This is a genomic window from Streptomyces sp. NPDC005483 (assembly GCF_040606035.1).
In the GTDB taxonomy this organism is placed as follows: domain Bacteria; phylum Actinomycetota; class Actinomycetes; order Streptomycetales; family Streptomycetaceae; genus Streptomyces.
The window spans coordinates 84,616-107,272 of sequence record NZ_JBEXEA010000004.1 but is presented as its reverse complement, the minus strand read 5'-3'; the positions used below and the strand labels follow the sequence as shown (position 1 = coordinate 107,272).

The 22,657-nt window shown below is 72.6% G+C and carries 20 protein-coding genes; 15 read left to right on the top strand and 5 right to left on the bottom strand.

Features of this window, described 5'->3' with window-relative positions; translation table 11 throughout:
- The first annotated feature begins 99 nt into the window (after positions 1–99).
- From ABZT06_RS09455 to ABZT06_RS09445, 3 genes are read left to right on the top strand one after another with little or no spacing between them, the layout of a single operon-like run.
- Complete coding sequence (locus ABZT06_RS09455; protein ID WP_355737335.1) at positions 100–696, top strand: toxin-antitoxin system, toxin component family protein; 597 nt, start codon at positions 100–102, stop codon at positions 694–696.
- The gene (locus tag ABZT06_RS09450) at positions 693–1,925 is read left to right on the top strand and encodes an MAB_1171c family putative transporter (protein ID WP_355737332.1); all 1,233 of its coding nucleotides are present in this window, start codon (positions 693–695) and stop codon (positions 1,923–1,925) included. Before ABZT06_RS09455 ends, ABZT06_RS09450 begins: the two co-directional genes overlap by 4 nt.
- Positions 1,918–3,318, top strand: coding sequence for an FAD-dependent oxidoreductase (locus ABZT06_RS09445; protein ID WP_355737329.1), 1,401 nt, complete (start codon positions 1,918–1,920; stop codon positions 3,316–3,318). The genes ABZT06_RS09450 and ABZT06_RS09445 overlap by 8 nt, the downstream gene beginning before the upstream one ends.
- On the opposite strand, the gene ABZT06_RS09440 is transcribed toward ABZT06_RS09445, so the two are convergent.
- The 4 genes from ABZT06_RS09440 to ABZT06_RS09425 form a co-directional block, all read right to left on the bottom strand.
- On the bottom strand, positions 3,319–4,167 hold the full coding sequence (locus tag ABZT06_RS09440) for an SMP-30/gluconolactonase/LRE family protein (protein WP_355737326.1): 849 nt from the start codon (positions 4,165–4,167) through the stop codon (positions 3,319–3,321).
- On the bottom strand, positions 4,164–4,937 hold the full coding sequence (locus ABZT06_RS09435; protein WP_355737323.1) for an IclR family transcriptional regulator: 774 nt from the start codon (positions 4,935–4,937) through the stop codon (positions 4,164–4,166). The genes ABZT06_RS09440 and ABZT06_RS09435 overlap by 4 nt, the downstream gene beginning before the upstream one ends.
- Before the next feature lie 174 nt (positions 4,938–5,111).
- A complete protein-coding gene (locus ABZT06_RS09430) occupies positions 5,112–6,335 on the bottom strand; it encodes a helix-turn-helix domain-containing protein (RefSeq protein ID WP_355737321.1) in 1,224 nt (407 codons plus the stop codon).
- A 3-nt stretch (positions 6,336–6,338) separates the two neighbouring features.
- The gene (locus ABZT06_RS09425) at positions 6,339–6,491 is read right to left on the bottom strand and encodes a hypothetical protein (RefSeq protein ID WP_020116177.1); all 153 of its coding nucleotides are present in this window, start codon (positions 6,489–6,491) and stop codon (positions 6,339–6,341) included.
- Positions 6,492–6,886: 395 nt separating this feature from the next.
- On the opposite strand from ABZT06_RS09425, the gene ABZT06_RS09420 reads away from it, so the two are divergent.
- The 10 genes from ABZT06_RS09420 to ABZT06_RS09375 all read left to right on the top strand — a co-directional run bounded on the left by ABZT06_RS09420 (position 6,887) and on the right by ABZT06_RS09375 (position 18,882).
- Positions 6,887–7,876, top strand: a complete 990-nt coding sequence (locus tag ABZT06_RS09420; protein WP_355737317.1) for a DUF3068 domain-containing protein — start codon at positions 6,887–6,889, stop codon at positions 7,874–7,876.
- Between the two features lie 193 nt (positions 7,877–8,069).
- Positions 8,070–9,254 carry a glycosyltransferase family 4 protein gene (locus tag ABZT06_RS09415; protein WP_355737314.1) on the top strand — a complete coding sequence of 395 codons (1,185 nt, stop codon included), beginning with the start codon at positions 8,070–8,072 and terminating at the stop codon, positions 9,252–9,254.
- Positions 9,255–9,265: 11 nt separating this feature from the next.
- Positions 9,266–9,991: a class I SAM-dependent methyltransferase gene (locus ABZT06_RS09410; protein WP_355737311.1), complete on the top strand. Its 726-nt coding sequence runs from the start codon at positions 9,266–9,268 to the stop codon at positions 9,989–9,991.
- Positions 9,988–14,184: an alpha-(1->3)-arabinofuranosyltransferase family protein gene (locus ABZT06_RS09405; protein ID WP_355737308.1), complete on the top strand. Its 4,197-nt coding sequence runs from the start codon at positions 9,988–9,990 to the stop codon at positions 14,182–14,184. Before ABZT06_RS09410 ends, ABZT06_RS09405 begins: the two co-directional genes overlap by 4 nt.
- On the top strand, positions 14,181–15,569 hold the full coding sequence (locus ABZT06_RS09400; protein WP_355737305.1) for a condensation protein: 1,389 nt from the start codon (positions 14,181–14,183) through the stop codon (positions 15,567–15,569). The genes ABZT06_RS09405 and ABZT06_RS09400 overlap by 4 nt, the downstream gene beginning before the upstream one ends.
- Positions 15,566–16,303: a class I SAM-dependent methyltransferase gene (locus tag ABZT06_RS09395; protein ID WP_355737302.1), complete on the top strand. Its 738-nt coding sequence runs from the start codon at positions 15,566–15,568 to the stop codon at positions 16,301–16,303. Before ABZT06_RS09400 ends, ABZT06_RS09395 begins: the two co-directional genes overlap by 4 nt.
- A 24-nt stretch (positions 16,304–16,327) precedes the next feature.
- Positions 16,328–17,233, top strand: a complete 906-nt coding sequence (locus ABZT06_RS09390; RefSeq protein WP_355738258.1) for a hypothetical protein — start codon at positions 16,328–16,330, stop codon at positions 17,231–17,233.
- A complete protein-coding gene (locus ABZT06_RS09385; RefSeq protein WP_355737300.1) occupies positions 17,230–17,487 on the top strand; it encodes a Trm112 family protein in 258 nt (85 codons plus the stop codon). The genes ABZT06_RS09390 and ABZT06_RS09385 overlap by 4 nt, the downstream gene beginning before the upstream one ends.
- The gene (locus tag ABZT06_RS09380; protein WP_355737297.1) at positions 17,484–18,317 is read left to right on the top strand and encodes an FkbM family methyltransferase; all 834 of its coding nucleotides are present in this window, start codon (positions 17,484–17,486) and stop codon (positions 18,315–18,317) included. Before ABZT06_RS09385 ends, ABZT06_RS09380 begins: the two co-directional genes overlap by 4 nt.
- On the top strand, positions 18,283–18,882 hold the full coding sequence (locus ABZT06_RS09375; RefSeq protein ID WP_355737294.1) for a hypothetical protein: 600 nt from the start codon (positions 18,283–18,285) through the stop codon (positions 18,880–18,882). Before ABZT06_RS09380 ends, ABZT06_RS09375 begins: the two co-directional genes overlap by 35 nt.
- 26 nt (positions 18,883–18,908) lie before the next feature.
- Here ABZT06_RS09375 and ABZT06_RS09370 read toward each other — a convergent pair whose 3' ends face one another.
- The gene (locus ABZT06_RS09370) at positions 18,909–19,961 is read right to left on the bottom strand and encodes a MerR family transcriptional regulator (protein WP_355737291.1); all 1,053 of its coding nucleotides are present in this window, start codon (positions 19,959–19,961) and stop codon (positions 18,909–18,911) included.
- A 128-nt stretch (positions 19,962–20,089) separates the two neighbouring features.
- Here ABZT06_RS09370 and ABZT06_RS09365 point away from each other — a divergent pair, with 128 nt between their 5' ends.
- Positions 20,090–20,962, top strand: coding sequence for a hypothetical protein (locus ABZT06_RS09365; protein WP_355737288.1), 873 nt, complete (start codon positions 20,090–20,092; stop codon positions 20,960–20,962).
- An 80-nt stretch (positions 20,963–21,042) separates the two neighbouring features.
- Positions 21,043–22,488, top strand: a complete 1,446-nt coding sequence (locus ABZT06_RS09360) for an acyl-CoA synthetase (protein WP_355737284.1) — start codon at positions 21,043–21,045, stop codon at positions 22,486–22,488.
- Positions 22,489–22,657 lie beyond the last annotated feature (169 nt).

The window sequence follows — 22,657 nt, the reverse complement described above, 5'->3', positions numbered from 1 at the left end:
ATGGGGTACGCAGCAAAATCAGATCGGATGACGGGACCGGACGGGGCGCGTAGTCTCGAACAGCCCGTCCTACGGCGGCGGGAGAGCTCAGGGGGTGGGATGGACATCGCGGGCGCGCGCAGGAGTGCGGCCCGGATCGCCTCGGCGCTACGGCGCACCCGTGCGACCCCGGCCATGCGCGATCTGGTCTCCGACCTCACCGACGCGGTCCGGGCCGGCCCCCGCCCCCCGGCCGACGTGCCCGAGCTGTGCCGCATCCTGTGCCGGGAGATGAGCGCGCGCCGCGGCGGGCGCCCCGTCGACCTGCGGTTCGAGCGGTTCCCCGACGAGATCGCGGTGACCGGACTGTGGGTCGAGTTCGAGGACTTCGACCTCGTCATCGTCGAGGAGCGGGCCGAGGAGATGCAGCAACTGGTCATCCTGGGCCATGAGTTGTGGCACCTGCACGCGGGCCACGCCCATCATCACGCGGCCGCCGCGGACGCGCTCGCCGGCCGGCCCGGCTGGGACTCCGTCGCCCTGACCGTCGCCGCCCGCAACGGCTCCCGGGAGGCGGACGAGGCCGAGGCCGACGACTTCGGGCACCGGCTCGCGGCCGCCTTCCGGCAGGTGGCGACGGGACGAGGCGGCAGCGCCCGCCCCGACCCGGTCCAGCGGTCGCTCGGCTACCGGGGACGCGGAGGCGGGGCGCTGTGACACCTCAGCACCTGGCCGAGGGACCGACCGCGTTCTTCACCGGCCTGTACATCTCCTTCTGGCTCCCGGGCCTGGTCCTCGGCGCGGCCCTGGCGATCAAACTGCCCAGCATCGTCAAGCTGTGGCGGGACCCGCTGCTGCGTGCCGTCGGCGGCCTGCTGGTGCTGGCGTGCGCGGTGTTCGTCTTCGCGGCCCCGAACACCATCGCCTGGACCAACCGGGTCACCGGCGTCCCGAACATCGCGGCCCCCTGGGTGTACTCCCTGATCACCGCGCTGTCCGCGTCCTGGCTGCTGCTGGTCGTGCACTGGCGCAACGGCCACACCGACCGCCGCGAGCAGACCCGGCGGGCGACCCGCTGGGTGGTCAGCCTCTACACGGCCGTGGTGGTCGCGCTGTGGGTCCTGTTCGCGCTCGCCGACGTACCGGTGGAGAAGATCCGCGACCTGGACACGTACTACGCCACCACGCCCTTCATGCGCGAGGAGATCCTCCTCTACCTGATCGTGCACACCGCGGCCTGTCTGATCACCGCCCGACTCATCTGGACCTGGATCCGCACCGACGGACTCGACGGCTGGCTGCGCTGGGGCCTGCGGTTCCTGAGCGTCGGCTACGTCACCAACCTCCTGTTCAGCGCGGCCAAGTTCACCGCCATCGTGGCCCGCTGGACCGGGCACGACCTGGACTGGCTCAACACCAACATCGCGCCGTCCGCCGCCTGTATCGGCGCCACCATGGTCGCGACCGGCGTCATCGTCCCGCACGCCGGGCAGTACCTCCAGGAGCGCTGGCTGGTCCGCCGCCGGCGCCGGAACCTCAAGCCGCTGGCCCGGCTGCTGCGGGCCGTCCCGGGCCGCCGCGAGCCCCTCGCCCTGCAGGCCACCCCGGAGATCCGCCTGATCCGCCGCGAGACCTACATCCGCGACGCGCTCCTGCAGCTCTCCCGCCACCTCGACGAGGACCTGCGCCGCCGCTCCTACGACGCCGCCCTCGCCCTGGGTGCCGAACCGGGCCGGGCCCGGGCCCTCGCCGCCGCCGTGACGATCCTGGACGCCGTGGAGACCGAGCGGCACGTCGCGGACGGCGAGGACACGACGGCTCTCGACACCGCATACCTGCTGCAGGAGATCCACGCCGTGTCCGCGGCCCTGCGCAGCCCCGACGAGATCACGGCGGTGCGCGCCCGCGCGGCCGTCCCGGCAGAGAGCATGTCCGCGCATGACTGAACGCCCCTCCCCCGCCAGAGTCGCCGTCGTCCTCGGGGGGTCCCACACCGGCATGCTCGCGGCAGCCGCCCTGGCCGGGCTCGCCGACCGGGTGATCGTCGTGGAACGCGATGTGCTGCCCTCGGGAACCGCGCCCCGCAGGGGACTTCCGCAGGCCCGCCACGTCCACCAGCTGTGGTCCGGCGGGGCGGTCGCGCTGGAGGAACTGCTGCCAGGGGTCACGGGACGACTGCGGGCGGCGGGGGCGCACCGGCTGCCGGTGACCACGGACATGGTGGCGCTGTCGGCACGGGGCTGGTTCCGCCGCTGGGCCGAGTCTCACTTCATGCTGCTGTCGAGCAGGGACCTGCTGGACGCCGCGGTGCGTGCCCAGGTGCTGGCCGACGACCGGATCGAGCTGCTGGAAGGCGCCGAGGTGCTCGGGCTCGACGGCACGGGTGCGGCGGTCACCGGCGTCCGGGTCCGGACGGACGGCGCCGAACGCACCCTGCGCGCCGACCTGGTGGTCGACGCGACGGGCCGCGCCTCCCGCACCCCGCACTGGCTGGCCGAGCTCGGCCTGCCCTCCCCCCGCAGCCGCACCGTCGACTCCGGCCTCACCTACGCCAGCCGCCGCTACCGCGCCCCCGAGCCGGCCCGCGACGGCTACCCCGTCGTCAGCGTCCAGCCCGACGCGCGCGCCGGGCGGCCCGGACGCGGCGGTGTGCTGCTGCCGATCGAGGACGGGCAGTGGCTGGTGACGCTGTACGGCACCCGCGGTGGCGAACCCGCCGCCGACACCGCCGACTTCGCCCGTTACGCCCGCGTGGAGCTGCGCCACCCCGTCATCGCCGACCTCCTCGACCAGGCCGAGCCGCTGACGGACGTGGCCCTCACCCGTACGACGGCCAACCGCCGCCACTTCTACGAGCGGATGCCGGCCTGGCCGGAGAACTTCGCCGTGCTGGGCGACGCCGTCGCCGCGTTCAACCCGGTGTACGGGCACGGGATGTCGGTGGCGGCGCAGGGCGCGGTGGCCCTCCGGGCGGTGGTACGACGGCACGGCTGGGGTTCGCCCGGTCTGTCCCGCCGTATCCAGAAGGCGGTCGCCGGGCCGGTCGGGGCCGCGTGGGACCTGGCGATCGGGCAGGACGTGTTCTACCCGGGCGCCACGCAGGACGGGCCGACGCTGCGGGACCGCCTGGTGGCCGCGTACGTCGACCGGTTGATGTACACGGCCACCGGGAACGGGCGGATCGCCCGCCGCGTCACCGACGTGACGTCGTTGGAGCGGCGGGCGGAGGTGCTGCTGGCGCCGGCTGTCCTGCTGGCGGCGGTGGTGGGGCCGTTGAAGCCGCCGCTCACCGAACCGCCTCTGACCGCCGAGGAGTTGAAGAGGGCGGGGCTGGAGTAGTCAGCCCACGAACGGCTGTTGCGGTACGCCCTTCCCGGCGCCCGGTATCACGAGCAGGGAGCCCGCCACCGGGTGCGGGGCGGCCAGTCCCACCCGGGCGGTCGTGATGTAGAGGTCGGTCAGGTCCGGGCCGCCGAACGCGCACGCGGTGACGCGCGGGGTCGGGAGGGTGATCACCCGGTCCAGCTCGCCGTCGGGCGTGTACCGGCGGACCGCTCCCCCGTCCCACAGCGCGACCCACACACATCCGTCGGCGTCGACCGTGAGGCCGTCGGGGAACCCGGCGCCGTCCTCGATGGCGACGAAGGTCCGGCGGTCGTCGATGTGCCCGTCGTGGTGGTCGAAGACGTCGACGCGGCGGGTCGGTGAGTCGATGTAGTACATGAGGCGGCCGTCCGGGCTCCACCCGGTGCCGTTGCTGACGGCCACGTCGGCGAGGACGGTGTGGTGCGTGCCGTCGGCCGTGATCCGGGACAGGGTGCCGCCGCCCGGTGCCTCGTCGTAGCGCATGGTGCCGGCCCACAGCGAACCGTCGGGGGCCACGGCGGCGTCGTTGGCCCGGCGGCCGGGGACGGGCTCGTGGTGCAGCCAGCGGAAGGAGCCGTCGGGGTCGAGCAGGGCCACGCCGTCCCGCAGGTTGACGACGAGTCCGCCGCCCGCGCGCGGCTTGACGGCACCGATGTGCTGGTCGAGGGCGCGGACCGTGCGGTGGCCGGAGACCGGGTCGTAGGTGTGCAGCCGGGCGCCGAGGATGTCGATCCACAGCAGCCGCTCGCCGTCCCAGGTGGGCCCCTCGCCGAGGGTGGCCTCGGCGCGTACCGCGACCTCGAACTTCGTGTGGCGGGTCATCCCACGCTCCGGTGACCGAGGCGCTCGGACAGCTCGGCGGCGCCCTTGGCGGCCAGCTGCTCCAGCTCACCGAGGCGGTCGTCGCTCCAGCGGATCATCGGCACGGAGATGGAGAGCGCGGCGACGACCTGCCCGGTGCGGTCGCGGACCGGGGCGGCCACGCAGGAGACGTCCGGGTTGGATTCACGGTTCTCGACGGCGATCCCGCGCTGCCGGATCTCGTCGAGGGCCTCGCGCAGGGCGCCGGGGTCGGTGATGCTGTTGGGCGTCATGCCGACGAGCGGAGTGTCCTCCGGAATACGGGAGGCGAGCTGCGGCTCGGGAAGGGAGGCGAGGAGCATCTTGCCCACGGAGGTGCAGTGCGCGGGCAGGCGCCGGCCGGCGGCCGACACCATCCGCACCGCGTGCGTCGAGTCGACCTTGGCGATGTAGATGACGTCGGTGCCCTCCAGGATCGCCACGTGCACGGTCTCGTCACAGGTCTCGGCGACGGACCGCGCGACCTGCTGGCCCTCGGCGGCGAGGTCGAGCTGCTCGGCGTAGCGGCTGCCGAGCTGGTACGGCCGCACCCCGAGCCGGTAGCGTCCCGGCTGGCCGGGGACCTGGACGATGTACGACCGGGCGGCGAGAGTGGTCACCAGCTCGTGCACGGTGGTGCGCGGCAGCTGGAGTCTGCGCACGATGTCGGGGGCGGAGAGCGTCCCGTCTCCGTCGAGGAAGAGCTCGAGAATGTCGAGAGCCCGGGTCACGGCAGGTACGAGGCGTCCCACAACCGGCCCCCTCCCTTTGCGTCTAAGGCGTCTGCGTTCGAAATTTCAACAGACGATCGGAATGACGAACACAGGCTAGCGACAGGCGGTTTCCTCCGGCAATGGTCATGCTGTGTTCGTGTGCGACACGTCACATTGCGTGGCGGGTGTGAAGGCGGCCGGGGCGGCCGTCTCTCACGCCAGTTCCCCCCGCAACCGCCGCGCCCGCAGCACCAGCTCCAGTTCGAAGCGGCGGTCCGGGTCGTCGATCTCGTCGCCCCACAGTTCCCGGATCTGGCGGAGGCGGTAGCGGACGGTCTGGGGGTGGACGCCCAGGCGGGCCGCCACCTCCGGGGCCCCGCCCCGCGTCTCCAGCCAGGCGAGCAGGGTTTCGGCGAGGCGGCGGCCGTGGGTGGGGCCGCAGTGGCGCAGGGGGGCCAGACAGCGCAGGGCCAGGTCGTCGATCAGTTCCTCGGGCTGGAGCAGGACCAGCGCCTCGGTGTGTTCGGTGCAGTAGAGGACCTCCCCGGCGGGGAGCAGGTCGCGTTCCATGAGGCGTACGGCGGCTTCGGCCCAGCGCAGGGACTTGGCCGCGTCGGCGAGGGGGACCGGGGGGCCGATCGCGCCCGCCCAGCCGGTCAGGGCCCGGTGCAGGAGTTCGGGGCGGCCCGCCGCGTCCGGTTCCGGGACGACCATGCGGGGCTGTTCGTAGTCCATGTCCAGCAGGACGCCCTGGCCCACCGCGGGGGGCACCGCCTCACGGGCCGGACGCAGGAGGACGCCGACCGCCACCTTCTTCGGGAGGGCCCAGCCGATGCGGGCCGCGCGTTCCGTCAGGGCGTCCGCCGGGTCGCCCCGGTGGCGTTCGGCCAGCAGTAACTCCATCAGGCGGCGCTGGAGACGCAGGCGCTCGCCCGCCTGCCTCGCCGCCGCCTCCGCGTAGCCCCGGACCGACTGGTCGACCAGGCCGTCCAGGTACTCGTAGCCCGCGTCCACCAGCTCGTACATCGCCGGCGGCGGGATCTCCACGCGCTGGCCGATGTCGGCGAAACGGCGCCAGGCCAGGCGTACGCCCATCCGGTAGATCGCCTGGAGGGAGTCGAGGCTGCGGCCGTTCAGGCCCTCGCCGCGGCCGAACTCCTGGAAGACGCCCGGCGGGACCGTGGGACGTCCCTCGGCCGTCTCCAGGTGCTGGACGAAGACCTCGATCGCGCGGCGGATGCCGACCAGGGCCATCGGCTCGCCGGACTCGTCCAGGACGACCGGCAGGTGCGGGTACTCGCGGCGGATCTCGCGCAGGATCTCCTCCGCGAGGGCCGGCGCCTCGGACAGGGCGATGGCCGCGAAGCGGCGGACCTGGAGACGGGGAACGTCGTGCCAGGCCGAACGGGAGTTCACGGCTGCCGGGCGGGCGGCCACGGGTCAACTCCCCTGGTCGGTCTGCTCGTAGGTGATCAGGGGTGTGTTGGGCTGCTCGGGCGTCGCCTCCAGCAGCGCGACGATGCCGAGCGCGGCACCGAGGGCGAGCAGGGCGGCGACCACGACGGTCAGTGCGGCGGCGAGCAGTCTGGACATCGCAGGGGCAGCCTCTCTCGAGCGGCTCGATCCGGCGTACGTCCCCACCCGGAACGTGGAATCCGTCGGGATTCCGACCCGGTACCCACCTGCCTGTCGGCCCAGTGTCGACAAGACCCTGATGCCCCGTCAAGACGTTGACACTCCGTCAATGAACGCCTACGGTTCCCGGCCCAAGGGCCCTGTCGTCACACTCCCGCCTGCCGAGCGACGCCTGGCACGCCCATCTGCGGCGTTGTCGTCGGTTGCCGACGCTCCGCGTCGACGCCCTCCTCCGCCTTGCAGCTGCACGCACCAGACGCCGCTCGGCCCGCCCTACGGGCGGACGACGGGAGTGTGACGACAGAGCCCAGAGCGGCCCGAACTCCGTCATCTCACGCCCCAGGAGTGTCCGGATGCGCCGTACAGCCTCTCCAATCTCCCTGATTCTGCTGGGACTCGGCACGTTTTTGCTGGTACTGGCGCCACTGCTCGCCTGGTACGTGACCCCACGCGCGGCTGTGAACCCGATCAACATCGACCAGACCGCGGTCTACCGCGGCACGGGCAGCGTCTTCGACACCGAGGAACTGGAGACGGTTCCCGGTCAGCGGATCACCGTCACCCAGCGGGTGCGCGGAAACGTCGAGGACAGTGAGCGCAGCGGCCGGGCCGCGGTGTGGGACGTCACCACCACCGTCGACACCGACAAGTCGCTGCCGGCCTCCGACCCGCACGACGCCCTGGAGTTCGTCCCGCACCGCTGGGTGATGGACCGCAGGACGACCAAGCCGGTGCACTGCTGCGGCGAGAAGCCGTACATCGAGGGCGAGGCCTATCTGAAGTTCCCCTTCGACGTGCAGCGACGCTCCTACCAGTGGTGGGACAACTCCCTCGGCTCGACGGTGACGCTGCGTTACCAGGGTACGAAGAAGGTTCAGGGGTACACGGGTTACAGGTTCACCGGCACGGTCGCCCCGGCGAAGGTCGGGACGCGGCTCGTGCCGGGCACGATCGTGGGCGAGCCCGGGCGGCCGCAGGTGCTGGCCGAGGAGTGGTACTCCAACCACGGCATCGAGCTGGTCGTCGACCAGCGCACCGGCCGGGTGGTCTACGCACAGGTGGGTCCGAAGCGCACCCTTCGGGCGCCCGGCGCGAAGAAGGACGCCGTGGTCCTGCTGGACAGCCGCAAGATCGCGTTCACCACCGCGACCCAGAAGGACGCGGTACGGCTGGCCGAGCGGGACAGCGACCAACTGCGCGCGGTGGGCCAGACGTTGCCCATCGGGGCGGCTGTGGCCGGATTCGTACTGGCTGCCGTGGGGGGCGTTTTGGTGGTACGGGGGCGCAGGCGTCCCGAGTCCACCGATATGAGCGATACGCCCGAGCCCGTTCTCACGATGTGACTGGACGTCAGCTCTAATAAGCCCGGAAATTGTCACGTGGGTGAGTAGCCACGGCGTACGGGTGGGCGAAAACTGTGCCACCCCACCCGAGCACAACCCGTCCACACCCCCCTCCTAGGAAGCACTCAGTCCCCCCACAACCAGCCTGAAAGACCCTGCTGAGTTCCGCACCCTGAGACGAGTTGGAGCACCCATGCCCCAGCACGTGCCCCACCGGCTGCGTGCCGCGCTTCCCCAGGCGTCGCAGCTGCAACCCTCATCGCACAGCCCGCAACACCCTTCGGCGCTCCCCCCACCTCCGCGCCGAATCGTTTTTCTCGCCCATCGTGACCTCGACAATCCGGCCGCCGGCGGCTCCGAGCTCCTCGTCGACCGGCTCGCCGACGGACTGACCCGGCTCGGCCACCAGGTGACCCTGCTGTGCGGCGGGCCCGCCTCCTACCGGGACTACCGGGTCGTGTCGGCCGGCGGCGAGTTCGGCCACTACCTGCGCGCCCGTACGGCCTTCGCCCGCCAGGTCGGCGAGACCGACCTGCTGGTCGAGGTCTGCAACGGCATGCCGTACCTCGCGCCCCTGTGGCACCACGGACCCACCCTGTGCCTGGTCAACCACGTGCACACCGACCTGTGGAAGATGCGGTTCGGCGGGCCCCTGGCCCCGGCGGCCCGGATCGGCCGAAGACTCGAACACTGGGCGCTGGCCGGTGCGGCGGCCCGGCACCGGAGTCTGCTGGTCGCCGTGTCCCCGTCGACCGCGCACGCCCTGCGCGCGATCGGTGTCGAGCGGGACCGCATCCGCGTCGTGCACAACGGCGTCGAGGACCCCGAGCCCCTGGTCCGCCGCTCGCCGGAACCCCTCTTCGTGGCCGTGGGCCGGCTCGTCGAGTACAAGCGGATCGATCTGCTGCTGAGACTGTGGGAGCGGGTGCGGCCGGTGACCGGTGGCCGGCTGGTGATCGTCGGGGACGGTCCCGAGCGGCCCCGCCTGGAGCAACTCGCCGGTCCTGGCGTGGAGTTCGCCGGGCACGTCTCCGAGGCCGAGAAGCACCGGCTGCTGTGTGAGGCCTGGCTGCTGCTTCATCCGTCCGCCGTGGAGGGATGGGGCCTGGTCGTCACCGAGGCCGCCACCCGCAAGACGCCGACCATCGCCTTCGACGTGCCCGGACTGCGGGACTCCGTCGTCGACGGGGAGACGGGAGTTCTGGCGCAGGGTGAGTCCTCGTTCGCCGCGGCCTGGTGCACGCTCGCCCTGTCGGGGCATCGCCGTGAGCTGATGGGCAAGGCGGCTCAGGACCGGGCGGCCCGTTATCGCTGGCACCGGACCGTCAGACAGTTCCGGGCCGTTGCCGCCGAGGCGGTGAGGGGCTGGGGGCCGTGACGCGGCCCCGGATGAAGGACCCTTCCCTGCAGCGCTCGCTCACTCTCTTCCGCGCCTTCCTGCACGAGCAGGACGACCCCGAGTCCTGCTACGCGCTCCTCGCCCGTGACGCAGTCGACCAGGTCGAGGCGTACGACGGTCCCGTCGCCGGCCGTACCGTCGTCGACGTCGGCGGCGGCAGCGGGTACTTCACCGAGGAGTTCCGCAGACGGGGCGCCGACGCATTCCTCTTCGAGCCCGATCCCACCGAACTCGGGGAGAAACCACCCGACTCCACCGTGATCGCCGACGGCTACCTGCTCCCCCTGCGGGACGCCGCCGCCGACGTCACCTTCTCCTCCAACGTGCTGGAGCACGTGGCCGACCCGGAGATCTTCCTCAGCGAGCTCGTACGGGTCACCCGGCCCGGTGGGCTGATCTACGTGTCGTTCACCAACTGGCTGTCCCCATGGGGCGGTCACGAGTGGGCGCCCTGGCACTACCTGGGTGCCGAGCGGGCCCGCGCCCGCTACCGGCGCCGTACCGGAAGGGCCGCCAAGCACACCCTCGGCGAGAACCTGTTCGCCGTGCACATCGGCCCGACCCTGCGGCAGGTGCGTGCCCGGGACGACGTCACGGTCGTCTCGGCGCGCTCCCGCTACTGGCCCTTCCTCGCGGAGACCGTCGTCCGGGTCCCCGGCATCCGCGAGGTCGCCACCTGGAACCTCCTCCTCATCCTCCGGCGGTGTCCACCATGACGACGTCCACGGTCCAGGCCCCTCCACCGGCAGCCGTCCCCACCACCGCGACCATGCCGGGCCCCCCGGAGGGCCCGCGGTCGCGGAGCTGGCTGCTGGGGTTCTGGGCCGTGGTCCTCGTGCTGTTCCTGGCGGTGCACCCGGGCCGGCAGACCTTCGACACCAAGCTGGGGGTCACCACGGACCCCGGGCGGTTCCTCGCCGATCTCGGGCAGCTCTGGCACGACCAGGGCTCCTTCGGCGGGATCCAGGACCAGTACGTCGGCTATCTGTGGCCGATGCTGCCGTTCTACTGGCTGGGCCACGCCCTCCAGCTGCCGGTGTGGCTGGTGGAGCGGCTGTGGCTGTCGCTGATCGTGTCGGTGGCCTTCTGGGGCGCGCTCAGGCTGGCCGAGCGGCTGCGGATCGGCAACGGCCCAGGCAGGCTGCTCGCCGCCGTCGCGTACGCGCTGTGGCCGACCTTCACCATCGTCGTCGGCTCCACCTCCGCCGCCGCCCTGCCCGGTGCCTTCCTGCCGTGGGTGCTGCTGCCGCTGACGAACGAGCGGTACAGCGCCCGCGTCGCCGCCCTGCGCTCGGCGCTGGTCATCCCGTTCATGGGCGGTGTGAACGCGGCCTCCACCCTGGCCTGTCTGCTCCCCGTCGGGCTGTACCTCCTGTCCCGGCCGCCCGGACCCCGGCAGCGCAAGCTGATCGCCTGGTGGGTGCCGGGCGTGATCCTGGCGACCGCCTGGTGGGTGATCCCGCTGCTGCTGCTCGGGTTCTACGGCGAGAACTTCCTGCCGTACGTCGAGAGCGCGCGGACCACCACCGACCCGATGTCGGCGACGGAGGCGCTGCGCGGGGCCGGGAACTGGGTCGCCTATCTGCACCTCGTGGAGGCGTGGCTGCCGGCCGGCTGGACCGTGGCGTCCTCGGTGATCGTGATCCTCTGCTCGGCGTTCGCCGCCGGGCTCGGTCTCGCGGGCCTGGCGCGGCGGGACATGCCGGAGCGGCGGTGGCTGGTGCTGACCGTGCTGACGGCCGTCCTGGTGCTGCTCGCCGGGTACGGCGGCGCGTTCGGCGCCCCCTTCCACGGGCTGGTGCAGGACTGGCTGAACGGCGGCCTCGCCCCCTTCCGCAACATCTACAAGTTCCAGCCGGGGCTGGCGCTCGCCCTGGTGCTGGGCCTCGCCCATCTGGTGGGGGTGGCCGCCGAGCCGCGCGGGGCGAGAGAGATCAGGGGCCGCCGGTACGCCCCGCTGATCGCGGCCGTCCTCATCCTCCCCGGGCTGATGTGGCCGTACCTCAACGGCTCGATCCTGAACCCGGGTTCCTTCCAGCAGCTGCCCAAGTACTGGCACACCACGGCCGACTGGCTGGACAAGTACTCCCCCGACTCGCGCGCCCTCGTCGTCCCCGCGACCGCGCACGGCATCTACACCTGGGGCTCCCCCATCGACCAGCCCCTCGACGTCCTCGCCGAGTCCCGCTGGGCACAACGCGACTACGTCCCCTTCGGCACCCCCGGCAACCGGCGCGCGACGGACGCGGTCGAGCAGGCGCTGATGACCGGCGGCGAGATCCCGGGACTGGCCGACTACCTGAGCCGGGCCGGCGTCTACTACGTCGTCGTCCGCAACGACCTCGACCCCGACCAGATCGGCACCGTGTCGTCCTCGGTCGTCAAGCGGGCCCTGGAACAGTCCGGCTACGAGCGGGTGACGGGGCTCGGGCCGCTCATGACGGGCGGGAAGATCGCGCACGACACCCCGCTCCAGATCGAGGGGCTGTACCCGAGGCAGCGGGCGGTGGAGATCTACCGTCCGGTGGAGTCCTCGGGGGTACCCCGGCCCGGACAAGCCGGTCTGCTGCCGGTCGCCGACACCGCCCAGGTGTCCGGCGGCCCCGAGTCCCTGCTGCCCCTGGCAAGCGAACTGCGGGGCCGGGCAACGGTGTTGACCGGCGACAACCACCCCGGGCTCGGCACCCCGTCGCTCCAGATCGTCGGCGACGGACTGCGGCGCGCCGACACCCGCTTCGGGCTCGTCAATGCGAACACCTCGTACACGTACACCAGCGACGAGCGGAACGCCTCCGGGGCCGCCCAGGACGCCGGAGAGAAACCGCACCAGATCCTGCCGACGACGGGCCAGGACCATCAGACGGTGGCGGAACTGCGCGGCGCCCGCTCGGTGACGGCCTCGTCGTACGGCAACTGGCTGTTCCACCTCCCGCAGTTCGACCCGGTCAACGCCTTCGACGGCAACCCGGACACCGCCTGGGCGGAGGGCGTCGCGGGTTCACCCGACGGGCAGTGGCTGCGGATCGGCCTCTCCGATCCCGCGTACGACATGCCGTCGTCGTTCAAGGTCACGCCCTTGCCGCAGGAGAGCGTGCGGTCGGCGGCGACCAAGGTGCGGGTGGAGACGGAGAGGGGAACACGGACCAGCTTCCTGCGGGCGGACGGATCGACGCAGAACGTCAAGGCGCCGCCCGGGGCGACGAGCTGGATGAAACTCACCATCGTCGACTCGGTCGCGCGGCGGACCGGGCTCGCCGGGGCCGGGTTCTCCGAGATCGACCTGCCGCACGTGCAGGTGACCCGGCTGCTGCGGCTGCCGACCGACGCCGACGGCACGGACTCCACCGCCGAGGTGGTCTCCCTTCACCGGGTCCCCGACCCGGCCGGGATCTCCCCGACCGGCACCGAGGCCGGCCTGCACCGCCGCTTCACCACGGACGCCTCGGGAACGTACTCGGTGCGGGCGAGCGCGGTGCCGGTGAGCGGGGAGGAGCTCGACAGGCTGCTGTACGAGGTCGCCCCCGACCAGCGCAACCGCATCACCGCGACCGCCGACTCCACGGCCGGCCTCGGCACCGGCCTGTCCGCCCGCAACCTCACCGACGGCGACCTCACGACGGCCTGGATCGCGGGCGACCGTCCCACCGTCCACCTCAGCTGGAACGGCAAACAGCCCGTGTCCGAGCTGGTGCTGGCGCCCGCCGGCGGCCTCTCCACCCGGCCCACCGAGGTGGACATCACCTCACCCGACGGCGCGACCGTAGCCGGGGTCGACGAGAACGGCGCGGTGCGCTTCCCCGCGATCACCACGGACCGCCTCGACATCACGATCACCAAAACGGCCCCGCTGGTCCTGCACAACCCGGTCGCGGACGAGGACCTTCAACTGCCGGTGGGACTCACGGAGGCCTACCTCCCGGCCCTCGACCAGTACCGGACCCCGCAGCCGAAGGCCGCCCGGAAGTTCTCCCTGCCCTGCGGCAAGGGACCGGTGCTGGCGATCGACGGCAAGCTCTACCAGACAGGCGTATCGGGCCGGATCCGCGACCTGACCGACCGCCGCGAGCTGACGGTGGCGCTCTGCCAGCAAGGCCGCTCGGGCGCCGAGTTGTCCCTCGCCGCCGGGGAGCACGTCGTCGAGGGTGGCGACGCCGGACCGCTCGCCCTGACCGACCTCACCCTGACCCGCGGCACGATCGCCGAACCGACCTCGCTCACAAGGGAGTTGCGGATACAGGACTGGCTGGGCGACCGGCGCGAGGTGACCGTGGGATCGGGCGCCGCCTCGTACCTCACGACCTACGAGAACTACAACGACGGCTGGAAGGCCACGCTGAACGGCAAGTCCCTCTCCCCGCTGCGGCTCGACGGCTGGCAGCAGGGCTGGCGCGTCCCCGCCGGGGCAGGCGGCACGGTGAAGCTGTCGTACGAGCCCGCGACGACGTACGACGGCGCGCTGATCGGCAGCGCGGTCGCCCTGGCGGTGCTGGTGGGCCTGGTGCTGTGGCGCAGGCGCTCCCCGAACCCCGACGAGCCGCAGCCGGTGCCTCCGGCACCGGGGCTGTGGCTGGGGGTGGTGGCGCTGACTCTGGTGGGCGTGGTGATCGCCGGCTGGCTCGCGCTGCTGGTCCCGGCGCTGGCGCTGCTCGCGTCCCGACGCCATGACCTCCTGGTGCCGATCGCCTTCGTGGCGTTGGCGGGAGGGGGGATCGCCGCGGCGGTGGGGGCGGGTGAACCGGTGGGCGCGGCGGACGGCGCCTTCGGGCACGCGGCCCAACTGCTCGCGCTCATCGGGTTGTTCGCGGCACTGGTAGGTGTCCGGGAGCCGGATACACCTCCCGAGTCCGAGGCACCTACGCAGCAACTCCCGCCGGTCCAGGCGGAAAAGGGAAGGGGCGAACCGGCATGACGCCTCCCGCACGGATCCCGTTCCCGGTCGTGGACGAGGTCTCCCGCCACTGCCTCCAGGAGGAGGAACCGGAGACGGTCCACATCGAGGTGCATCTGCCGGGGCCGCTGGATCAGGCCCGGCTTCGGAAGGCGTTCCTGGAGGCACTGCACCGCCACCCGCGGATTCTGATGCGGGAGGCCCCGGGGGGTTGGTACCGCCGCCGCTATGAATGGGAGCTGACGTCGGAACCGGATGTGGAGGTGGTGAGCTTTTCGGAGCCAGGAAGAGATGCGTTGCGGGACGCGCGCACGCGAGCACTGATGGAGGCACCCCCACTCTCACTGTCCCCACCGATACGACTGGAGGTGGTGGAGGGATCGGGCCCAGTAGAAGGTAGCGAGGCTTCGGACATAGTCGGCCTGCACCCACCTGCTTGGGGCCGCGGGGCTGCATCAATCAGCGGCTCCGCCGCGGGGCGCGACCAGCCCCCACCGGCCCGCACCCGAAACTCAACCGTCCTCTTCCTCACCATCAACCACACAGCCCTGGACGGCCCCGCCTGCCTCCGCATCCTCGCCACGGCGGCCGAAATCTACGGCGGCAAGGACAACTCCCCCACCCCGGCCCCCACCCGTACGCCGGACCCCCCGCAAACCCCGGAAACGCCCTCCAACTGGACCCGCCCGGCCCGCGTAGCACCCGGCACCCCGGAGAACTCCCCCGGCAACGGCCTCCTCGTCACCGAACTCCCCCTCCCCCACCGCCCCAAGGGCTCCCCCTACACGGTCAACGACCAGCTCATGGTCGCCACCGCCCTGACGATCGCCCACTGGAACAGGGAGCACGGAGAAACCCCCCGCCCCCTGCGCATCACGATGCCCGTGGACGACCGCCCGAGGGACACGTCGATGCCGATAGGAAACGGCACCCGCCTGGTGGAAGTCCCGTTCGCTTCAGCGGAGTTGACCGGCGACCCGCACGAGATGCCCGACTTCCTGCGCCGCACGGCCCAGCGGACCCGTGCCCTCAAATCCCTCCCCCGCCCCCAACTCGGCCACGGCGCAGGGCTGCTGACCGCCCCGGTCACCCCGGTGGCCTGGCGCGCGGCGCTCACCCGGGGCCTGCGCAGAGCCGCCGCCCCCTGGACCTCGACCACGCTCCTCAGCAACATCGGCCGCGTCCCGTACCCCTTGGACTTCGGTGAGGAGGCCGGCCGCGCGCACGCCGTGTGGTTCTCGGCACCCGCGAGGATGCCCCGCGGCCTCACGGTCACGACCGCCTCGACCGCGGGCCGGCTGCACCTCGCCCTGCGCTGGTCGCGGGCGCTGCTCGGCCACGGCGACGGTGCCCACCTGAGGGACCTGTTCGAGCATTACCTGCACACCACGGAGGTGGCCCCGTGAACACCACCGCGCCCCCGCGCCGCGGCGGCCTCAGGGACTTCTACGAGGACCCGGCCGTCCCGGTCGCCTCCGGCACGCCCCGTTCCCTGCGCCAGGCCCGCATGCTGGCCACGGCGCTCGGAGCCCCGGGGGAGACCGCGCACACCGTTCTCGACATCGGCTGCGGCGACGGCACCGCCGCCGCCACCGCCGCCCCGCTCCTCACCGGTCACCGGATCGTCGGCGTCGACTGGTCCCAGGACGCCCTGGAGCGCGCCCGCACCAGGCTGCCGTACGCGGTCCGCGGTGAACTCAGTGGTGCGGGGCTGCCGTTCAAGGACGGTTCCGTCGACGCCGTGCTGTTCAGCGAAGTCGTCGAGCATCTCGTCGACCCGGATGCCGCGCTGGACGAGATCCGCCGCATCCTGCGCCCGGGAGGTCATCTCATGCTGTCCACACCGAACCTGGCCGCCTGGTACAACCGCGGACTGCTGCTGGCCGGCGTCCAGCCGGTGTTCTCGGAGGTGAGTCTGCGGGCGATCCACGGGCGGCCGGGCCGGGAGGTCGTGGGGCATCTGCGGCTGTACACGGCGCGGGCGCTGCGGGAGTTCGTCGCGGCGGCCGGCTTCAAGGTCGTACGACTGGAGGGGGCGCCCTTCCACGGTGTGCCGCGTCCGCTGCGCGCACTGGACCGGCTGGCGTGCGCCAGACCCTCACTCGCGTCGATCCTGCTGCTGCACGCGCGTAAGACCTAGGGGGCGTGGACCATGTGGTGGGGAGTGGCGGCGGCCCTGTTGGCGAACACCCTGTACAGCGTCGGATTCGTCCTGGAGAAACGTGCGCTCACCTCCCTGCCGGAGGTGACGATCCGTCAACCCGCGCGGTTGCTGGGGCTGGTGCTGAGGAGTCCGCTGTGGATCGGCGGCTCGCTCTCGCTCGCCGCCGGGTTCGGGGCGCAGCTCGCGGTCTACCGGACGCTGCCGATCGCGGCCGCGCAGGGCATCTTCGTCTCCGGCCTGGTGCTGCTCGTCCTGCTGTCGGCGCGGCTGCTGGGCGAGCGGACGACCGGGCGGGAACGGTACGCCCTGGGCGCCATCCTCGCCGCGCTCCTCATGGTCGTCCTGTCGCTGAAGGAGGGTTCGGACCAGGTCAGCCGGGACGCCCCCTACCAGCTGATCCTGCTGGTGTGCGTGCCGTCGCTGGCGGCGGGAGTGTGGCTGTACGGGTCCGCCGAGCGGCGCACGAGACACCGGCACCGCATGCCCACGACCGGCGTCGAGTACGGCGTGGCGGTGGGCCTGCTGTACGGGGTCAGCTCGCTCGCGATCAAGGGTGTGTCGAGTTATCTGACATCAAGTGGGCTCGGCGGCGCGGTAGTTGAGCTGTTGGGCTCTCCGTATCCGTATCTCCTGTTGTTCACCGGGGCCTTCGGCCTGGTGATGTCGCAGGCGGCGCTGCAGCGCTGCCGGGCCTCGCTGATCGTGCCGGTGTGCACGACGGTGACCTGCCTGTACACCGCGGTGCTCGGCACGCTCTCGTTCGGCGAGTCCCTGCCCCACGACCCGCTGCGGCTCGCGCTGCGCCTCGCGGGCACGGTGCTCGCCGTCGGCGTACTGCTGAGCATGCCCAAGCACGATCCGGCGCCCCAACCTCCCATTCCTGCCAAGGAGTTGACGCCCCCGTGAACCCCGACGACCCGCTGCTGCAGATCCTGGCCTGCCCGCTCGACAAGGGGCCCCTGCGTCTCATACCGCCGGACGAGGCGCTGTCCGTCGAGGAGGCCCTGTACAACCCCCGGCTGCGGCGCCGCTATCCGATCGTCGACGGCATCCCGCAGTTGCTGCCGGACTCCGGCGAGCAGGTGACGGACGACGAGCACGAAGACCTTCTGCTGCGCTGCACCGGGGGTTCCCCCCAAACCCCCGGGACGACTCCATGACCGGACCGGCTCGCACCTGGGCGGCGAGAGTCGCCCCCCTGCTGCCCACCCGCCTCGTCGCGGCGGCCGCCCGGGCCGTGTACCCGCGCTTCGAGCCGGAGCTGGCACGCCTGGCCGACCTGTGCCCGGCGGACTGCGGGACGGCGGTGGACGTGGGCGGCTGGTACGGGCCGTGGACGCGCCGGCTGGCCGGGCGGGCGCGGCAGGTGGTGACCGTCGAACCGGTCCCCCATCTGGCCCGGCTGCTGACCTCGGCGGCCCCGGCCAACGTCCAGGTCGTCCAGGCCGCCGCCACCGACCGCCCGGGCACCGCCCGGCTGTGGCTGCCGCCCGGCGACGAGGGCGACCGGGGGGTGTCCTCCCTGGTCCGGCGCGACATCCACGGCCGGGCGGTGGACGTCCGCTGCGTCACGCTGGACGAACTGGGCCTGAAGGACGTCGGCTTCATCAAGATCGACGTGGACGGCAGCGAACTGGCGGTGCTGCGCGGGGCGACCGGAGTCCTCGCGCGCGACCGGCCCGCCCTCTTCGTCGAACTGGAGTCCCGGATCCAGCCGATCGCACCGGTGGTGACCTACCTCGCCCTCCTCGGCTACGACGGCTGGGTCCTGCCCCGCGCCACCTGGGTCCCGCTGTCCGGCTTCCCCCTGGAGGCCCACCAGGAGACGGCCTCGTACGTCGTCAGCCAGGGCCTGCTCCGGCGGGTCCTGCCCTTCCTCGACCGCCCCCGCTACATCAACTCGGTGCTCTTCCTCCCCGACGGCCGCCGCCCCGGTGTCAGTGCGGTCGGGGACGATGGGGACCATGCCCTCCGGAAAGCCCCCGGCTAGCCCCTTCACCGTCCACGACTTCCAGCTGGTCCTGCTGCGCCGCATGGCCGACCACAACCCCGGCCTGGTCGAGGACGCCCGGCACACGCTGGGCGTGTCGATCGCGGACATGCGGGAGGCCAACAGGCGCTGGCAGGCGATGGTCCGCTCCCCTCGGGCCCGCGCCGCCGCGTCCCGGTACCGCTCGGTCCTCGGTGCCCCGGAGACCGTCCTGACCCGCAAGGTGGGCGACCTGGAGTGCGAGGCCTGGCTCTGGCCCGTCCCGCTCTGGCCCGACCTCCGCTTCGAGGCACTCCTGGCCCCGAACGGCTCGACGGTGTGGAACGAATGGCTGGTCAGAGCACCGGAAGCCGAGGGCCCCGACCTGCGCACCCTCGCCGACCTCACCCCCTGGTCGTGCACGGTCGACGAGGCGGCCCGGGCCTTCCCCCCGGCCCGCCCCTTGGAGGGCACGGCCCCGACCCGCTGGGGCCTGGCGTTCGCGGCCCCGGACGAGACGGGCGTACGGCGAGAGGTGGTCGCCGAGTTCACGTGGGGTCTGCTGCAGCGGCTGACGGTGCGCTGACCGGCCGGCGGCCGGCCTGCGGCGGATCAGGCCGCCGTCTGCACCACGTCCGCCACCACACAGCTGACGTTGTCCGGGCCGCCCGCGGTGTTCGCCGCGTCGACCAGGGTGTGCACGGCCGTATCGGGGGCGGGGGCGGTGGTGAGCAGGTCGCGGATGGTGGAGTCGGGGACGACGGCGGAGAGGCCGTCGGAGCACAGGAGATAGCGGTCGCCCGGCTCCGCGTCGTGCAGTTTCAGGTCCGGCGTGCCGGTCGTCAGGGCCTTGAGGAGCAGGGCCCGCCGGGGGTGGGTGACGGCCTCCTCCGCGGTCAGCCGGCCCTCGTCGACCAGCGACTGGACCACCGTGTGGTCGTGGGTGATGCGGAAGAGGGCGCCACCGCGCAGGAGGTAGGCGCGCGAGTCGCCGATGTGGACCAGGGCGAGCCGGGAGCCGGTCCACAGCAGGGCGGTCAGGGTGGTGCTGCTCTCGTCGGCCCCGGCGGCCACGTCCCGTACCGCCTCGCTCGCCCCGTGCACGGCGTCCGCCAGGAGGTTGAGGACGTTGCCGGCCGGGAGTTCGTCGGTGTCCAGGGACCGCAGCGCCGCCACGGCCGCGCTGCTGGCGGGGGCGCCCGCCGGGCCGTAGCCGTCGGCGACCGCGAGGAGGCGGGCGCCCGCGTAGGCCGTGTCCTGGTTGGCGGGGCGGACCCGGCCGGGGTCCGAGTGGGCGCAGTAACGCAGTTCGAGCATGGTGGGGTCCTTCCTCGGTGCTGCCGTCAGCTCGTCGACGAGGAACGCGGCGAGGTCACGCCGTACGGCCGTCTCCGCCTCGACCCCCGCCCAGTACGCGCGGATCTCGCCGGCGGCGGCAGCGGGCGGGAGCGCGCACACCGTGCGGATGCGGGCCAGCGGCATGCCCAGCCGCCGCAGCCACGCCACCAGCCGGGCCTGTTCCAGCTGGGCCGGGGCGTAGTAGCGGTAGCCCGTCTCCGCGTCGACGCGCGCCGGAACCAGCAGCTCCAGCTCGTCGTAGAGCCGCAACGCCTTCGGGGACAGCCGGCACGCCCGCGCGAAGGCCCCGATCGTCAGCCACTCCATACGGCCTCCTCCGTTCCTCGCCTCGATGGTGGGGCTTCACCGAGGGGGAAGGTAAAGCGGTTGCCGAGGTTGCCTCCGCCGCGGTTAGCCTGCCCGTCGAGCCGAGCCGTATCGGAAAGGAATCCGCCGTGCCCCGAGTCGCCCTCGTCACCTACGACCCCCAGCCGGAGCCCAGCAAGGACGCCGACCTGCCCGTGCTGGTGGCGGCGCTGCGCGAGGCCGGTGCCGACGCGCAGGCCGTGTTCTGGGACGACGCCGACGTCGACTGGGCCGGCTACGACCTGGCCGTCATCCGCTCCACCTGGGACTACAGCTGGCGGGCGGCCGAGTTCGTGGCGTGGGCGGAGCGGTGCGGCAAGGTGACGCGGCTCGCCAACCCGGCGGAGGTCGTGCGCTGGAACACCGACAAGCGCTACCTCGGGGAGCTCGCGGAGGCGGGCGTGCCGGTGGTGCCGACCCGCTATCTCGCGCCCGGCGACCCGGCCGACCTGCCCGGCGACCACGAGTACGTCGTCAAGCCCACCTCCGGGGCGGGCGCTCGGTACGCCGCGCGGTACACGCCAGAGCAGCACGGGAGTGCCGTACGGCAGCTGGAGCGCATGCACGAGGAGGGGCTGACCGCGATGGTGCAGCCGTACATGCGGGGCATCGACGCGGGCGGTGAGCGGGCGCTGCAGTTCTTCGGGGGCCGGCTGCTGCACGCCAGCCGCAAGCGGGCCGTCCTCGCTCCCGGTACGGCCTTCGACGCGGCCAAGGTCGCCCACCCGGGCCTGGAGCCCTGGACGCCGACCCCGGCCGAACACGCCGTCGCCGAGCGCGCCCTGGCCGCCGTACCGAATGCGCCGGAACTGCTGTACGCGCGCGTGGACCTCGTCGACGGGGAGGACGGACAGCCGCGGGTCATGGAACTGGAGCTGGTCGAACCGAACCTCTTCCTGTTCCTGCATCCCGGGTCGCTGCGGCCGGTGGTGAAGGCGGTGCTGGCGGCCGCCGGGCGGTAGGGCGAGCACCGGCCCTGGTGATGGTCGTGCCGGGGTTCGGGTAGGACCGACGGGCGACGACAAGTTAGGAGTTGTGAAGCGTGACCTCTCTCTTCCCGGCCCTCAGGGGCACCACGGCAGATCGCCCCGCCCTGCGGTTCGGCGACCGCTCACTCACCTACGCGCAACTCGCCGCGGCGACCGGCGCCCTGGCCGGCCGCCTCGCACGATACGACCGCGTGGCCGTCTGGGCGACGCCGGAACTGGAGACCGCGGTGGCCGTGGTGGCGACGCTGGAGGCCGGTGTCGCCGCGGTGCCGCTCAACCCGAAGTCCGGCGAGAAGGAGCTCGGGCACATCCTGAACGACAGCGCGCCCGGACTGCTGCTCGCGGCGCCGGGTGTCGAACTTCCCTCGGCGGTCGCGGACTTGGAGCGCCAAGACATCGACGTGCACGGCACCGGTGGCACCATCCCCGAGAGCCGGGCCCAGGACGAGGACCCCGCCCTGGTCGTCTACACCTCCGGCACCACCGGCCCCCCGAAGGGCGCCGTGATCCCCCGCCGTGCCGTCGCCACCACCCTGGACGCCCTCGCGGACGCCTGGCAGTGGACGTCGGCCGACGTCCTGGTGCACGGTCTGCCCCTCTTCCATGTGCACGGCCTGGTGCTGGGCATCCTCGGCCCGCTCCGCCGGGGCGGCTCGGTCCGTCACCTCGGCCGTTTCAGCACGGACGGGGTGGCCCGTGAGCTGAACGACGGCGCGACCATGCTGTTCGGCGTCCCCACGATGTACCACCGCATCGCCGAAACCCTGCCGGGTGACCCGGAGTTGGTGAAGGCGCTGAGCGGTGCCCGGCTCCTCGTCTCCGGCTCGGCGGCGCTCCCCGTGCACGACCACGAGCGCATCACGGCCACGACCGGCCGCCGGGTCGTCGAGCGGTACGGCATGACGGAGACCCTCATGAACACCAGCGTGCGCGCGGACGGCGAGCCCCGCGCCGGGACCGTGGGCGTACCACTGCCGGGCGTGGAGCTGCGGCTGGTGGAGGAGGACGGGTCGCCGATCACCTCGTACGACGGCGAGACGGTGGGCGAGATCCAGGTGCGCGGACCCAACCTGTTCACCGAGTACCTCAACCGGCCCGACGCGACGGCGGCCGCGTTCACGGCGGACGGCTGGTTCCGTACGGGGGACATGGCGGTGCGGGACGCGGACGGGTACGTCCGGATCGTGGGCCGGAAGGCCACCGACCTGATCAAGAGCGGGGGTTACAAGATCGGGGCGGGCGAGATCGAGAACGCGTTGCTGGAGCACCCGGGGGTGCGGGAGGCGGCGGTGACCGGGGAGCCGGACCCGGACCTGGGCGAGCGGATCGTGGCGTGGATCGTGCCGACGGACCCCCAAGCACCCCCGCAGCTCGGCGAGTTGGCGGATCACGTGGCCGGGCGCCTGGCCCCCCACAAGCGCCCCCGGGTCGTCCACCATCTCACCGCCCTCCCCCGCAACGACATGGGGAAGATCATGAAGCGGGCGCTGCATGACTGAGCGCCCGCCCCGACGCGGAGGCCTAGCGCCAGGGCGCGGGCGCGGCATCTCTGACCTGTTCACCACAGCCGCCCCCGTCCGCACCCCGATCGCCTCACTCCTCATCGGCGAGGGCTGCTCCGGCGGCGCACTGGCCTTGGAGGCACCCGAAGCCACGTAACCCACAACA